Genomic DNA, 13,901 nt, shown 5'->3' with positions numbered 1-13,901 from the left:
GTCGTCGTCCTGTCGTCGTCCTGCCTAGGATATCGGAGCGAGGGGCCGGGAGTGAAGGGCTTGACGAAATTCTCCCGCAGAAGACCCCCGCCAGGGTTTCCCGGGCGTTAGCCTAGCCCGTAATCGGCGGTCCGGAAACGCAAAAGGCCCGCCGCGATGCCCGCCCTGGCCCCCGGGGGGACAGGTTGCGGGCACCGGGCGGGCCATTCGGGGCGAAGGAGGGGGGCGTGTCCACCCCCCGCCATCCCGGCGTCAGGCCGCGAGGGGCTTGCCCATCTTCTCGACCGCCAGCGTCACGCGGGCGGCGAGCGGGGCGGAGGCCTGCTCGGCCAGGCGGTAGGCGGCCTCCTGCAGCTTCGTCGCCTCGCTCATCGTGCGCTCCAGGGAGGCCTTGGCGAAGGCGGCCTGGATGTCAGCGGCTTCCTTCAGGGACTTCACGGCGGCCAGGGCCTTCGCGCTTTCCAGCGCATGGTCCGTCAGGGCCTGGGACACGGCGAAGTACTGCTTGCCGAGGTCCTGGAAGCCGACCGTCAGGGTCTGCGTCGCCTTGGTGAAGGCCTCGATGTTGCCGCGGCCGAACTCAGCGGCCTCCTCGGCGGCCTTGAAGAAACCCTCGGCCGTCTTCGTCGCCTGTTCCATGCCCTTCTCCATTGCGGCACGCGCCGTCGTGGCGCCATTGTCGATGATCTTCTTGGTCTGCGCGGCGCCCTGCGTCGCGGCATTCTCGACCAGCGCGATGTTGCGCTTGGATTCGGTCTTCGGCTCGGTGGCCATGGGGGTCTTCCTCAAGCTGGTTCGCCGGCACCCGGCGCGGCGGGAGCCTGGAACCCGGCCCCGGGGGATTTGCTGCGATGCAGCACGACGCCTATGTGCCAACGCTCGCATTCCGATGCAAGCACTATTTTGCAGTGCAGCAATTTCATTGACCGAAAAAATGCGGAACCCTCCCCGGGCCGGGCCGCACAACCGCGCGACGGCATGCGAAGCCGCTACAAAACAAGCCGTTAAGTCCTTGCGGTTACACCATGTTCCACAAACACCCCCGTGGACAGGCGCGCCAATTCTTCCCTAGGTTGTTGCGGGTGGCGGTGCACGGGGGGTGTGCCGCCGGGGGGACTATCCATGCGTTTCAGGCTCGGGACCTGTGCGGGACTCGTCGGCCTTGCCCTGTCCATGCTGGGCGCTGCCCCGGCGGCGCAGGCGCAGATCGGCAGCGACCGCTACTCCGCCATCGTGCTCGACAACCGCACCGGCAACGTGCTGGTCGCCGCCAGCCCGGACGAGACGCGGCACCCCGCCTCCCTCACCAAGATGATGACCCTCTACATGGTGTTCGAGGCGCTGCGCGAAGGCCGGCTCTCCCTCACCTCCGCCGTCCCGATCTCGGAGGAAGCGGCCTCCCGCCCCCCCTCCAAGCTCGGCTTCCCGCCGGGGCAGAGCCTGACGGTGGAGCAGGCCATCATGGCGCTGGTCACCAAATCGGCGAATGACGTGGCCGCCGCGGTCGGCGAACGGCTCGGCGGCTCCGAGGAACGCTTCGCCCAGATGATGACGCTGCGCGCCCGCTCGCTCGGCATGACGCGCACCACCTTCCGCAACGCCTCCGGCCTGCCGGACCCGGACCAGGTGACCACGGCGCGGGACATGGCGACGCTCGGCCGCCGCCTGATCCAGGACTTCCCGGAGCGCTACCACTATTTCGGCATGCAGCACGCGGCCTTCCGCGGGCTCCGGCTGCGCAACCACAACCGCATGCTCGGCGAGTATGAGGGCGTGGACGGCATCAAGACCGGCTATATCCGCGACAGCGGCTTCAACATCGTCACCAGCGCCAGCCGCGGCGGGCAGCGGGTGGTGGGCGCCGTCTTCGGCGGCAATTCCTGGGTGGAGCGGGACCAGCACATGGCCGCCCTGCTCGACCAGTCCTTCACCAGCATGGGGATCGCGCCGCGGCCCGTGATGGCCCGCGCCACCACCGGCGTGGTGCGCAGCGCCGATGCCGCACCCGCCCCGCGCCCCCGCCCCGCCACGGCGCAGGCCCCGGCGCGCCAGCAGCCCGTGGCGCGCACCACGGCCACCGCCCAGGCCGCGCCCCGCCCCCGCCAGGCCACCACCGCCCGCGCCACCACCCCCGCGCGCCCCACGCCGGCCGCCGCCACCCGCCAGGCCCCGCGCCCCGCGGCCGCGCCGCCCACGCGCACGACGACGAACCGCGCCGTGCCCATCCCGACCGCCCCCACCACCCCGGCCCCGCGCATCCGCACGGCCGAGGCGCGCTGAACGCCCCTCACGCTTTGCGGCGCGCGCCCGCCTGGCGCCGCCCGGCCCCGCAACGGGCTGGCGGCGCGGGCGCCATCGGTTAACACTTGGTGACGGCCAGGTTGCGGCGGGGCGCCCCCGCCGCCCCGGGCCGCACCACGACCGAGGCGAGCGGAACCGGCAGACGACGCGATGAGCGAGACCCTGGATGGCGGCGCGACCGCGCCCGAGCCCACCCACCGCCTCGGCCTTCGCGGCGCCCTGCTCCGCCGCATCGCCGCCCGGCTCAGCCATGGCAGCCTGACCATCGTGACGCCGGCCGGCGCCACCTGGCGGCACCGCGCCCCCCATCCGGGGCCGGAGGCGACGCTGGTGCTGCATCGCTGGCGCGCCGTGCGCCGCCTGGCGCTGGGCGGGGACGTCGCCTTCGCGGAAGCCTATGGCGATGGCGACTGGTCCAGCCCCGACCCCGCCACGGTGGTGGCGCTGGCCTGCGTGAACGGCGCCACCATCGACCCGCTGGTGGTCGGCTCCCCCCTCGCCCGGCTGTGGAACCGGCTTCGCCACCGGCTGCGCGCCAATACGCGCGCCGGCAGCCGCCGCAACATCATCGCCCATTACGACCTGGGGAACGAGTTCTTCGCCGCCTGGCTCGACCCCGGCATGACCTATTCCTCCGCCCTGTATCGCCGCCCCGGCGCGACGCTGGAGGAAGCGCAGACCGCCAAGCAGGACCGCGCGATCGCGCTGCTCGGCCTCGGCGGCGGGGAACGCGTGCTGGAGATCGGCATCGGCTGGGGCGGGCTGGCGGAGCGGCTGCTGACCACCAGCGATGCGCGCCTCACCGGCATCACCCTGTCCCCGCGCCAGCTCGCCCACGCCACGGCGCGCCTGGCCGCCGCCGGCCTCGCGCCCCGCGCCGAGCTCATGCTGCGGGACTACCGCGACGTCACCGGCACCTTCGACCGCATCATCTCCATCGAGATGTTCGAGGCGGTGGGCGAAGCCTATTGGCCCGCCTTCTTCCAGGCGGTGCGGGACCGCCTGGCCCCCGGCGGCATCGCGGTGCTGCAGGTCATCACCATCGCGGAGGATCGCTTCGAGGCCTATCGCCGCGGCGCGGACTTCATCCAGACCCACATCTTCCCGGGCGGCATGCTGCCCTCCCCCTCCGTGCTCCGCGCCCATGTCGCGGCGGCCGGGCTGGCGATGGAGCAGGAGGAATGCTTCGGGGAGAGCTATGCCCGCACGCTCGGCGAATGGCATGCGCGCTTCCAGGCGGCGCAGCCGCAGATCGGCGCCATGGGGCTGGATGAGCGCTTCCAGCGGCTCTGGCGCTACTACCTCGCCTATTGCGAGGGCGGCTTCCGCACGGGCGCCATCGATGTCGGGCTCTACCGCATCCGCAAGCCCGGCTGAGCCTCAATCCGCCCCCGCTTCCTCCGGCCGCCGGAAGCGCGCCAGGAACCAGGCGAAGCGGTGGTGCCAGGACAGGTCCGGCCGGTCCACGATCCGCGCCAGCGGCACCGCGTAGTCCAGCAGGAAGCCCGGGGTCCAGGTGGCGCTGTCGGCACGCAGCCGCATGAGGCCGGCCAGCCACATGTCGGGGTTCAGCATCAGCGCCAGCAGCCGCCGCCAGGGCCGGTCCGTCGCCAGCACGCCTTCCAGCGCCGCATCCAGCGCGCCGGCGATGACGGTGGAGCAGTTGCGGTTCACGACGTTGTAGGTGCTGTCCTGCCGGTAGCCGATCCAGAAGGCGCGCAGCCGGCGGGGATTGTAGGTGTGGAACCGCACCTCCCGGTCCGCCTCCACCCATTGCGCGACCTCCGTCGCGTAGTCCGGCTGGAACAGGCCCGGCGCGTCATTCTCCTTGGCTCCGCGCAGCGCGTGCAGGAAGTGGTCGCTCGACCGCGTCATCTCCTGCTTCGGGTAGTGGCTGATATAGACATCCGGCGCGACCTCCAGCGAGGAATGGCCGGTGGAGATGCTGCCATCCCGGTCCACCGCGCCGATGTAGCGGTCCAGGATGGGCATGCGGTCGGTGATGTTGGCGGCGCCGCGCGGCGTCCAGACGCGGATCAGGATCGGCCTGTCCTGCCGGCGCGCGCCGGCATCGTCCTCCACCAGGATCGGCGCATGCTCGTACCAGCCGCGCCCGGCGAAGAGCGGCAGCATGAGGATCGCGACCTCCTCCTCCAGCGTCCGCAGCATCAGGCCGAGGCGGAGCAGCAGCCACCCCGCGCCGCCGATGAAGACGCCGACGCAGAAATGCACGGCATGGCTGCGCGGGATCGGCCAGCCGGCGATGAGCAGCAGGGCGAGCAGGAATTCCCCCACCGCCAGCGCCACATGCAGCCGCCAGCCGACGAAGCGGCCGACCATGGCGGGCACGATCCGCCCGATGCCATCGACCACGAAGAGGAAGGCGTAGAACAGCGCCAGCGCCAGGTCGCTTTCGATCGGCGCCAGCAGGATGGCCAGCCCCGCCAGCATGGAGAGGGCTGGCGCCAGGCAAGCCGCGGCGCCGCGCCGCGCCACCACCGCCGCGGCCAGCGCCAGCGCGCCATAGGCGGCGAAGGCGAGCCCGAGCGCGTGGTAGGTGATGGCGGAGATGGCCGGCACGACATCCGTCACCACCAGCGCCGCCAGGCCCATCAAGCCGGCGCCGAGCGCCGCGATACCATGCCAATGTCCCCGGAAGGAGGCCGGGCCAATCAGAAGAAACGCCAGCTTCAGCATGCACACGCCTGGATTGAACGCCCCCAGGCATAGTGCCTCGCCGCGGGCTAGGCCATTCCCCCCCGCGCCGCGATCGGCCAGAGGCATTCGACGCGCCCGCGGCGCACGCCGACATACCAGTCGTAGCGATCGACCGTCGGGTCGCAATGGCCGGGGACCAGGCGCAGCTTCTCCCCCAGCTTCGGCGCCAGCGACGGATCCTCCGCCCTGATGTTCCCGTGCTCATCGGAAGCGCCGGTATAGGCAAGCCCCGGCCGGCCATGGACCAGCGGCAGGCCGCTATCCACGGCCACCGCCTTGTGCCCGGCATCCAGCACCGCGAAGCCGTCCCGCGGCGCGCTCATCACCTGCGACAGCACGAAAAGGCTGTGGCGGAAGGGCGGCGGGTCCTCGTTCCGCCCGTAATCCGCATCCATGAAGGCGTAGGAGCCCGCCTGGATCTCGTTCCAGATGCCGGACGCCGCTTCGTGCTGGAAGGTGCCGGTGCCGGCACCGCCCACGATGGCGCAGGCCAGGCCACGCTGGCGCAGTTGTTCCACGGTGCGGCGCGTGCCTTCCGCCGCATGGGCGATGGCATCGCGGCGCTGTTCCGGCGTGCGGCGGTGCTGGGCATTGCCGTGGTAGGATTGCAGCCCGCCGAAGATGAGGTGCGGGCTCGCCGCGATCCGCTCCGCCAGCGCCACCGCCTGCGGCCCCGGCTCCACCCCGCAGCGCCCGGCGCCGCAATCGATCTCCACCAGCACGGTCATGCGGATGCCGGCGTGTTCCGCCGCGGCTTCGATGGCGGCGATGCCGGCCACGTCATCGGCGCAGACGGCGACCTTGGCGATGCCGGACAGCGCCGCCAGGCGCGCCAGCTTGCGGGGCGCGATCACCTCGTTGCTGACCAGGATGTCCGGCACGCCGCCCCAGGCCAGCGCCTCGGCCTCCGCCACCTTCTGCACGCATTGCCCGACGGCGCCGCGCTTCATCTGGGCAAGCGCGACGACCGGCGATTTATGCGTCTTGGCGTGCGCCCGCAGCTTCGTGCCCGTCGGCGCCAGCAGCGCCGCCATGGTGTCGAGGTTGTGTTCGAAGGCGTCGAGGTCGAGCACCAGCGCGGGGGTGTCGATATCCTCCTCGCGCATGCCGGGCTCGGCGGGGGGGTGCTGGAGCATGCTCTGTCCTATTCCTCAGGAAGCCATGGCGGCGGTCAGCGCGGCCATGATCGGGTCGAGTTCGCGTTCGTCGTTGTAGCCGTGGAAGCTGATGCGGATGCGCCCGCGCCCGTTCCAGGCCAGCACGCCGCGCGCGGCCATGCCCTCCACGACAGCGGAAGCCCGTTCATGCGCGATGCAGACGCTGGCGCCGTGATGCGCGGGATCGGGCGGGGTGATGGAGGCGATGCCGGCGGCATCGAGGCGCTTCAGAAGGCCCACGGTCAGCCGCTGCACATGCCGCTGCACCACGCCCTGCGGGATGGCCTCGAGGAAATCGAGCGCGCCATGCAGCGCATAGGTGGCCGCATGGGCGGGATTGCCGCGGGTGAAGCGCCCGCCATCCGGCCGCAGCGCGATGGGCGCGCCGTAATCGGGCCGCGGCCCCGTGACGATGGAATACCAACCCGCCGTCGCCGGCGCCCAGCCCGGCTGCCGCGCGCGGTTCCAATACGCCACCGCCAGCCCCGTCAGCCCCAGCATCCATTTGTAGCAGGCGGAGAAGGCGAAGTCCGCGACCTCGGCCTCGATCGGCATCCAGCCATTGGCCTGGGTGTAGTCCACCACCAGCATCGCCCCCGCGCGGTCCGCCACCGCGCGCAGCGCCACCAGGTCATGCCGCGCGGCATCGAGGTAGGAGACGGCGGAGACCGCGATCATCCGCACCCGCCCCGTCGCGGCCGCCGCCACCGCCGCCGGATCGTTCATCGGCACGAAGCGCAGCTCGACGCCCGGGCGCATCGCCAGCGGCACGACGACGCTCGCATATTCCTTCGCATCCACCAGCACCACGTCGCCCGGCTGCCAGTCCAGGCTCTCCACCAGCATGGACATGCCCTCGGCGACCGAGGAGACGAGGCCGATGCCCGCCGTCTCCACCTTCCACCAGGCGCCGAGCCGCGCGCGCAGCCGCTCCACCTCCGCATCCAGCCGCGCACGGCCGGCCGGGCCCTCGGACTTGTCCACGGCATGGCGGTCCAGCGCGGCGCCCTGGGCGTGCAGCACCGGCGTCTCCCCGGCCGCGCAGACATGGATCGCGCCGGCGGGCAGGCGGAAGGCGGCGGGGTCGAACAGCGGCACGGGCGGGCCCTCGGGGTTGCGCTTGGCGGCCATGCTGGCACGCTCCGCACGGAGGAGACAGACGGGCATGGATTTTCAGCTCTCGGCCGAGCAGGAGGCGCTGCGGGAGGCGATCGGCCGCATCTGCGGCCGCTTCGGCGACGACTACTGGCTGGCCAAGGACCGCGCGCATGCCTTCCCGCATGAATTCCACCAGGCGCTGGCGGCCGATGGCTGGCTCGGCATCTGCATGCCGGAGGGAGTGGGCGGCGCGGGCCTCGGCGTGACCGAGGCCGCTGTCATGATGCAGGAGATCGCGCAGAGCGGCGCCGCCATGTCCGGCGCCTCGGCTGTTCATATGAACATCTTCGGCCCCATGCCGGTGGTGGTGCATGGCACGGCCGAGCAGAAGGCGCGCATGCTGCCGCCGCTGATCGAAGGCCGGGAACGCGCCTGCTTCGCGGTGACGGAACCCAATACGGGCCTCGACACCACGCAGCTCAGGACCTTCGCGGAGAAGCGCAACGACCGCTACGTCATCACCGGCCAGAAGGTCTGGATCAGCACCGCGCAGGTCGCGGACCGCATGCTCATCCTGGCCCGCACCACGCCGCTGGAGCAGGTGAGGAAGCGCAGCGAGGGCCTGTCGCTGTTCTACACCAGGCTCGATCGCAGCCGCGTGGAGGTGCGCGAGATCCCGAAGATGGGCCGCCACGCCGTCGATTCGAACCAGCTCTTCATCGACGGGCTGGAGGTGCCGATGGAGGACCGCATCGGGGAGGAAGGCAAGGGCTTCGACTACATCCTGCATGGCCTCAATCCCGAACGCATCCTGGTGGCGGCGGAGGCGGTCGGCATCGGCTTCGCCGCCATCGCGCGCGCCAGCCAGTATGCGAAGGAACGCGTGGTGTTCGGCCGCCCCATCGGCCAGAACCAGGCCATCCAGCATCCCCTCGCCGCCTGCTGGATGCAGCTGGAAGCGGCGCGGCTGATGGTGATGCAGGCCGCCTGGCGCTACGACCAGGGAATGCCCTGCGGGGCGGAGGCCAATGCCGCGAAATACCTGGCGGGCGAGGCCGGCTTCAACGCCTGCCAGCAGGCGGTGATGACGCTCGGCGGCTATGGCTACGCCCAGGAATACCATCTGGAACGCCTGCTGCGCGAAAGCTTCATTCCCCGCATCGCGCCGGTCAGCCCGCAACTCGTTCTCTGCTACATCGCCGAGCGCGTGCTCGGACTGCCGAGGAGTTACTGATGGAGTTCCTGGATCGCCTCGATGCCAGCGCCACAAGGCGAGAGACGCCATGCGGCGATGGCACGATGGTCTGGCGCTGCTGGAACGAGGGGGCGGGCCGGCCGCTGGTGCTGCTGCATGGCGGCAGCGGGTCCTGGCTGCACTGGACGCGGCAGATCGAGCCCTTCGCCGCGACCCGCGCCGTGCTGGCGCCGGACCTGCCGGGCCTCGGCGACAGCGCCAACCCGCCCGGGGAGCATTCGCCTGCCAATGTCGCCGCCGTGGTCGCGGCGGGGCTGCGCGAGTTGGTGCCGGCGACGGAAACCGTGGACCTCGCCGGCTTCTCCTTCGGCGCCAACATCGCGGGCCATGTCGCGGCGCTGCTGGCGCCCCGGCTGCGCAGCGTGACGATCCTCGGCGCCGGCTCCATGGGCACGCCCCGGCATCCCGTGCCACTGATGAAAGTCCGGGACAAGGAAGGCGCCGACCGCGTCGCGGCGCATCGCCACAACCTCGGCTCCATGATGATCGCGGATGCCGCGAAGATCGACGAATTGGCGCTGGCCATCCAGGAACGCGCCTTCATCAATTCCCGCCTGCGCAGCCGCCCCTTCGCCACCGCGACGATGCTGGCGGATGCGCTGGTGCGCGCGCAGGGCGTGCCGGTGAACGCCATCTGGGGCGATCGCGACCAGGTGGCGATGCCCGACATCTCGCTGCGGACGGATGCGCTGAAGCGCGCGCGCCCCGATGCGCGCATCGCGCTGGTGCCCGGCGCCGGCCATTGGGTGGCCTATGAGGCCGCGGGGCAGGTCAATGCGCTGCTGCGGGAGTGGCTGGCATGATCGCCTCCCTCCCGGGCGTCGATCTTTTCTACACCGACAGCGGCGGCGATGGCGCGCCGCTGGTGCTGCTGCACGCCAATACCGGCAATGCCGATAGCTGGGCCCATCAGTTCGGCCCCTTCGCCGAGGCCGGCTACCGCGTCATCGCCTTCGACCGCCGCGGCTGGGCGCGCAGCGTGCCGCGCCCCGATACCGGCCCGCAGCCCGGCTGCATCGCGGAGGATCTGGACGCGCTGGCCACGCACCTCGCCCTGCCGCGCTTCCACCTCCTCGGCGTGGCCGGCGGCGGCTTCGCGGCGCTGGACTATGCGGCCTGGCGCGGCGACCGGCTGCGCTCCCTCATCGTCGGGGCCAGCTACGGCCAGTTCATCGACCCCGCCATCACGGAACCCTACAGCCGCATCGCGACGCCTGCCTTCAAGGCGCTGCCGAGCGAGATGCGCGAACTCGGCCCCAGCTATCGCGGCTTCGAACCCGCGGGCCTGGCGCGCTGGATCGAGATCGACCGCCATGCCATGCGCGCCGATGGCGTGGCGCAGCCGCTCCGCACGCCGAACAGCTTCGCCAAGGTCGCGGCCATCGGCGTGCCCGCGCTGGTGATCGCCGGTGGCGCGGATCTCTACGCGCCGCCGCGGCTGATGCAGCTCTGGGCCTCCAACCTGCGGCGCCACGAATTCCAGGTGATCGCGGAGGCCGGGCACGCCATCAACTGGGAAGCGCCGGCGGCCTTCAACGCGATGGTGCTGGATTTCCTCGCGCGCGCTACAGCGACTTCTCCAGCAGGTACATGATCAGCACGGCGACGATCGCGCTGCCGGCGACGAGCGGGAAGGTGAAGGGCATGGCCGGCCCCTGGGGATGACGGTCGCTCATGGCGTGGTTTCCTCCGGTTGCAGGTCCCGCGGGAACGCAGGCCGCGACGCGGAAGTTCGGAAGCGTTACGCGAGGAGCGGCCGCAGGCGGAAGGCCAGCCGCTCCGCCGTCTCCGCGGCGGTGCGCGGCCGCACCAGCATCGCCTCCACCTCCGCGCGGATGATCGCCTCCGCCCGCGCGGCCTGGGCGAAGGGCGGCAGGGCCGGGCGGGCGACGCGCACCGCCGCTTCCTCCGCCGCCGCCCAGGGCACCGCGGCGCGGTAGCGCGGGTCCGCCAGCGCCGCCAGCCGCGTGGGGCCATTGCCGTTCAGCCCCGCGCGCACCGCCGCCTCCACCCCGCCCAGCCGGCCCAGGGCGCGCCGCGCGCCATCCGGGTTCGCCGCGTTGCGCGGGATGACCAGCGCGCGCAGCGCCACCGTCACCGGCGCCGCCTGGCCCTCCACCCCCGGCACGGCGGAAACCTCGATCCGCCCGGCATCGCGGCTGGCGCCGGGGCGGTTCAGCAGCCCGTGGCGCAGGAAGGGCGCCAGCGCGAAGGCGCCGCGCCCCGCCTGCATGTCCCGCAGCGCATCGGCGGGCGTGAAGCGCGGCAGGGTGCGGGGCAGCGCGCCCTCCGCGAACAGGGCCGACAGCGCCTCCAGCCCCCGCAGCATGGCGGGCTCCGTCACCCGCAGCGCCAGCGCCGCATCCAGCACATCCCCATCCCAGAGCCGCGCGAGGTCGATGGCGAGTCCCGGCCCATCCGCCACCAGCCCCGCCACGGCCGATCCATCCGGCCGCCGCCCGGCGGCCGCGCGGCAGGCCGCCAGCATGGCAGCGGCCGTGCCGGGCGCCGGCGCGTCCCGCGCGATGGCGGTGTTGCGGAACAGCGCCTGCGTCACCTGCGCGAAGGGCAGGCCGTAGAGCCGCCCATCCAGCGTGAAGGCGCGGCGGAAGGCGGGCGGGATGTCCTCCACCGCTTCCTCCAGCGGCAGGAACAGCGTCGCGACGCGGGGCGTCACCAGGTGATGCGGCAGCAGCGCCAGGTCGTAGCTGCCCTGCGCCAGCCCGGCATCGCGCAGCGCGCGCTCATGCGGCGTGTCGGAGATCGTCCAGACGATGCCATCGCCCGCCACCATGCCGCCCGGCCCCCCGGACAGCATGGCCTGCGTCGCCGCATCGCCCAGCATCACCACCCGATCCGCCTGCGCCCGCAGCGGCCGCGCCAGCAGCGCGGGAAGCGCGGGCAGCGCGGGCAGGAAGGCGCGGCGCCTCACGCGCCCATGCGCTCCCGGTACCGCGCGCCCCAATCCGCGCCGCGCACCCAGGCCAGCAGGCTTTCCGCATCCGGCGCCTGCTTCGTCACCGCCCGCACGCAGCGCCAGGCCAGCGCATGCATGCAGGAGGTCACCGGCGCCTCCCCCACAAAGGGTTTCTCCAATATGGCGCCCAGCGTCGGCATCCCGGTGCCCAGCATCGCCACCGCCTGCGCACGCCCCGCCGGAAGTGCTGCCAACGCCGCCGCGGCGCCGGCGGCGTTCATGGCGTAGATCGGGTGGAAGGCGCCATCCTGCATCGCACCGCGGGAGACATCGACCACATCGAAGCCCCGCGCGCGCCAGTATCCCGTCGCGGCATCCGTCAGGTCATCAGGATAGGGCGAGACGAGGCCGATCCGCTCCGCCCCCACCGCAAGGAAGGCGTCGCGCACCGCGGTCGCGGCGGTGATGACGGGAATGCCGAGCCGATCCTCCATCCGCGCCACCAGCGCATCCTCCTCCTCCACGCCGGCGTAGTAGCTGGCGCCGGTGCAGGCGAAGGCGATGGCGTCGATCGGCGCATTGGCGAATTGCGCGGCCGAGCCCGGCAGGTCCCGCAGATAGTCCAGCAGGCGCGCCACGATGGTGTCCTTGGGGCTGGTCAGGCGCGCATTCAGCATGGCGATGCCGGCCGGCCAGAGCATGGCGAATTCCGGCTCCACCGTGGTGTTCGCCTGCGGCGTCAGCACACCGATCAGCCCCTTCGGCGCATATTCCACCGTCATGCCGCTACCCCTCCACGAATGCGTGCGGCGATCGCCGCGGCCCCCTCCGGGTCCGCCTCGCCGCGCCAGGCGACATGCCCGTCCGGGCGCAGCAGCACCAGGGGGCGCTGCATCAGGTCCACCGCGACGGGATCGGCCACCGCACGCTCCGTCAGCGGAATTCCCGCCGCGCGGATCGCCGCCGCCAGCCCGGGCGCGGCGGCCCCCGGCGCCGCCAGCAGCGTGAAGCCGCCGCGATCCGCCAGGTCCAGCGTGCTCGTCCCATCCGCCAGCCAGCCATGCGGGAAGCGGCTGCCCGGCCAGGTGCCGGGCACCACCTGCCCCGGATCATCCGGCGGCTCCGGCGTGCCATCCGGCACCACGATGGGGCTGTCGGCATAGCGATACCCCAGATGCGTGCCCGCGCTGTTGAACTGCTTCGCCATCCAGAGGATGCGCTGCCGCAGCGCCTCCCGCGCCGCCTCCGACGTCGCGATATCCGGCGCCACCTCCCCCATCACCATGTCGATGCGGTCGGAGTTGTTGGCGCTGATGACGCTGTTGCGCCAGGCCACGGGCTTGCGCTCGGCCTCATAGCTGTCGACCAAGCCCTCCCCGCCCCAGCCCTGCTCCACCGCCGCGATCTTCCAGGCCAGGTCCACCGCATCGCCAATGCCCGTGTTCATGCCGACGCCGCCGGTCGGGACGAAGAGGTGCGCGGCATCGCCCGCCAGGAAGACGCGCCCATCCCGCCAGCGATGCGCGACCGATTGGTGGTGGTGCCAATGGGTCGTCGCCAGCAGCTCGAAGGCGAAGGGCTTGCCCATCGCGCGATGCAGCACCGCCGCCGGATCATCCTGGCCCGCATCCCGCGTCGGGTCCGCCCAGTAATGCTGGTAGTTCCAGGTGCTGTGCCCGTCGATGGCGGTAAAGACGCCGAAGGCATCCGGCGCCAGGCAGAAATAGAGGTTCGCCAGCCCCTTCCCATGCGCGGCCAGGAAATCCGGCGAGCGGAAGAGGTAGCTGACATTGCTGCGCATCCGCCCGCGCCCGCCCATGCGGATGCCGAGCCTGCGCCGCACCGCGCTGCCCCCGCCATCGCAGGCGACCATCCAGCGCGCCGCCAAGCTCTCCCGCCGCCCGGTCGCCACCTGCTCCACCTGTGCAGTGACGCCGTCCCCGTCCTGCGCGAAATCCACCTGCCGCCAGCCATGGCGCAGTTCCAGCAGCGGCTGCCGCCGCGCCTCCGCCAGCAGCACCGGCTCCAGCGCCTGCTGGCCGATCTGCGTCTTGCCCCAGGGGGACCAGGCCAGCTCCCGGAACCGCGCCACCGCCTCCGGCGCCCGCCGCCGCACCGCCTCCAGCCCCGGGGATCGGAACCGGTGCAGCTCATGCCCCGCCAGCCGGTCGCAGAAGAGGATGAAATAGTCCTCCTCCTGCCGCATCGCGGCCTCCGCCACCTTCAGGTCCAGCCGGTCCCAGGCGCGGAAATGCTCCATGGACCGCGCGCCGAGCAGCGTCGCCTTGGGGTGCGGCGTCGGACCCTCCCGCTCCTCCACCAGCACCGCGGCGATACCGGCCCGCGCCAGGGCGATGCCGAGGCAGAGCCCCACCGGCCCACCCCCCACGATCAAGACCGGCGCCATCCCGCCCCTCCGCGCTGCGGCCGCCATGCTATAGGCTCCGCGCCGGAA

At 72.2% G+C, this 13,901-nt stretch carries 12 protein-coding genes; 5 read left to right on the top strand and 7 right to left on the bottom strand.

Annotated elements, in window-relative coordinates; translation table 11 throughout:
• Positions 1-252: 252 nt before the first annotated feature.
• On the bottom strand, positions 253-774 hold the full coding sequence (locus tag JJI54_RS12765) for a phasin family protein (protein ID WP_203073369.1): 522 nt from the start codon (positions 772-774) through the stop codon (positions 253-255).
• Positions 775-1,122: 348 nt separating this feature from the next.
• Between JJI54_RS12765 and JJI54_RS12760 the strand changes: the two genes are divergently transcribed.
• Both JJI54_RS12760 and JJI54_RS12755 read left to right on the top strand, forming a co-directional pair.
• Positions 1,123-2,280 carry a D-alanyl-D-alanine carboxypeptidase family protein gene (locus tag JJI54_RS12760; RefSeq protein ID WP_203073368.1) on the top strand — a complete coding sequence of 386 codons (1,158 nt, stop codon included), beginning with the start codon at positions 1,123-1,125 and terminating at the stop codon, positions 2,278-2,280.
• A gap of 171 nt (positions 2,281-2,451) precedes the next feature.
• Entirely contained in the window at positions 2,452-3,678 is a 1,227-nt protein-coding gene (locus JJI54_RS12755; RefSeq protein WP_203073367.1) for an SAM-dependent methyltransferase, read from the top strand.
• A 3-nt stretch (positions 3,679-3,681) separates the two neighbouring features.
• Here the strand turns inward: JJI54_RS12755 and JJI54_RS12750 are convergent, their stop codons facing one another.
• The 3 genes from JJI54_RS12750 to JJI54_RS12740 are packed head-to-tail and all read right to left on the bottom strand — an operon-like array spanning position 3,682 to position 7,343.
• On the bottom strand, positions 3,682-4,998 hold the full coding sequence (locus tag JJI54_RS12750; RefSeq protein ID WP_203073366.1) for a protease: 1,317 nt from the start codon (positions 4,996-4,998) through the stop codon (positions 3,682-3,684).
• A gap of 47 nt (positions 4,999-5,045) precedes the next feature.
• Positions 5,046-6,155: a DSD1 family PLP-dependent enzyme gene (locus JJI54_RS12745; protein WP_203073365.1), complete on the bottom strand. Its 1,110-nt coding sequence runs from the start codon at positions 6,153-6,155 to the stop codon at positions 5,046-5,048.
• A 15-nt stretch (positions 6,156-6,170) separates the two neighbouring features.
• Positions 6,171-7,343 (bottom strand): aminotransferase class V-fold PLP-dependent enzyme, encoded by a 1,173-nt coding sequence (locus tag JJI54_RS12740; RefSeq protein ID WP_203073364.1) that lies wholly within the window; start codon positions 7,341-7,343, stop codon positions 6,171-6,173.
• Here JJI54_RS12740 and JJI54_RS12735 point away from each other — a divergent pair.
• The 3 genes from JJI54_RS12735 to JJI54_RS12725 are packed head-to-tail and all read left to right on the top strand — an operon-like array spanning position 7,342 to position 10,123.
• Positions 7,342-8,508, top strand: a complete 1,167-nt coding sequence (locus JJI54_RS12735; protein ID WP_203073363.1) for an acyl-CoA dehydrogenase family protein — start codon at positions 7,342-7,344, stop codon at positions 8,506-8,508. The genes JJI54_RS12740 and JJI54_RS12735 overlap by 2 nt on opposite strands.
• Positions 8,508-9,332: an alpha/beta fold hydrolase gene (locus JJI54_RS12730; protein ID WP_203073362.1), complete on the top strand. Its 825-nt coding sequence runs from the start codon at positions 8,508-8,510 to the stop codon at positions 9,330-9,332. Before JJI54_RS12735 ends, JJI54_RS12730 begins: the two co-directional genes overlap by 1 nt.
• Positions 9,329-10,123, top strand: coding sequence for an alpha/beta fold hydrolase (locus JJI54_RS12725; protein WP_203073361.1), 795 nt, complete (start codon positions 9,329-9,331; stop codon positions 10,121-10,123). Before JJI54_RS12730 ends, JJI54_RS12725 begins: the two co-directional genes overlap by 4 nt.
• 147 nt (positions 10,124-10,270) lie before the next feature.
• Here the strand turns inward: JJI54_RS12725 and JJI54_RS12720 are convergent, their stop codons facing one another.
• Genes JJI54_RS12720 through JJI54_RS12710 form a run of 3 tightly spaced genes read right to left on the bottom strand, consistent with a single transcriptional unit; the run spans position 10,271 to position 13,853 of the window.
• Positions 10,271-11,461 carry an extracellular solute-binding protein gene (locus tag JJI54_RS12720; RefSeq protein WP_203073360.1) on the bottom strand — a complete coding sequence of 397 codons (1,191 nt, stop codon included), beginning with the start codon at positions 11,459-11,461 and terminating at the stop codon, positions 10,271-10,273.
• Positions 11,458-12,228, bottom strand: coding sequence for a maleate cis-trans isomerase family protein (locus JJI54_RS12715; protein WP_203073359.1), 771 nt, complete (start codon positions 12,226-12,228; stop codon positions 11,458-11,460). The genes JJI54_RS12720 and JJI54_RS12715 overlap by 4 nt, the downstream gene beginning before the upstream one ends.
• On the bottom strand, positions 12,225-13,853 hold the full coding sequence (locus tag JJI54_RS12710; RefSeq protein WP_203073358.1) for an FAD-dependent monooxygenase: 1,629 nt from the start codon (positions 13,851-13,853) through the stop codon (positions 12,225-12,227). The genes JJI54_RS12715 and JJI54_RS12710 overlap by 4 nt, the downstream gene beginning before the upstream one ends.
• Positions 13,854-13,901 lie beyond the last annotated feature (48 nt).

It is taken from the genome of Falsiroseomonas ponticola (assembly GCF_016805305.1).
GTDB lineage: Bacteria > Pseudomonadota > Alphaproteobacteria > Acetobacterales > Acetobacteraceae > Falsiroseomonas > Falsiroseomonas ponticola.
This window is presented reverse-complemented; position numbering and strand designations above follow the sequence as displayed.

What these genes read in the sequence shown, in the direction of transcription:
- JJI54_RS12765 (WP_203073369.1), bottom strand. Translation starts at nt 774, where the DNA reads ATGGCCACCGAGCCGAAGACCGAATCCAAGCGCAACATCGCGCTGGTC.
- JJI54_RS12760 (WP_203073368.1), top strand. Translation starts at nt 1,123, where the DNA reads ATGCGTTTCAGGCTCGGGACCTGTGCGGGACTCGTCGGCCTTGCCCTG.
- JJI54_RS12755 (WP_203073367.1), top strand. Translation starts at nt 2,452, where the DNA reads ATGAGCGAGACCCTGGATGGCGGCGCGACCGCGCCCGAGCCCACCCAC.
- JJI54_RS12750 (WP_203073366.1), bottom strand. Translation starts at nt 4,998, where the DNA reads ATGCTGAAGCTGGCGTTTCTTCTGATTGGCCCGGCCTCCTTCCGGGGA.
- JJI54_RS12745 (WP_203073365.1), bottom strand. Translation starts at nt 6,155, where the DNA reads ATGCTCCAGCACCCCCCCGCCGAGCCCGGCATGCGCGAGGAGGATATC.
- JJI54_RS12735 (WP_203073363.1), top strand. Translation starts at nt 7,342, where the DNA reads ATGGATTTTCAGCTCTCGGCCGAGCAGGAGGCGCTGCGGGAGGCGATC.
- JJI54_RS12740 (WP_203073364.1), bottom strand. Translation starts at nt 7,343, where the DNA reads ATGCCCGTCTGTCTCCTCCGTGCGGAGCGTGCCAGCATGGCCGCCAAG.
- JJI54_RS12730 (WP_203073362.1), top strand. Translation starts at nt 8,508, where the DNA reads ATGGAGTTCCTGGATCGCCTCGATGCCAGCGCCACAAGGCGAGAGACG.
- JJI54_RS12725 (WP_203073361.1), top strand. Translation starts at nt 9,329, where the DNA reads ATGATCGCCTCCCTCCCGGGCGTCGATCTTTTCTACACCGACAGCGGC.
- JJI54_RS12715 (WP_203073359.1), bottom strand. Translation starts at nt 12,228, where the DNA reads ATGACGGTGGAATATGCGCCGAAGGGGCTGATCGGTGTGCTGACGCCG.
- JJI54_RS12710 (WP_203073358.1), bottom strand. Translation starts at nt 13,853, where the DNA reads ATGGCGCCGGTCTTGATCGTGGGGGGTGGGCCGGTGGGGCTCTGCCTC.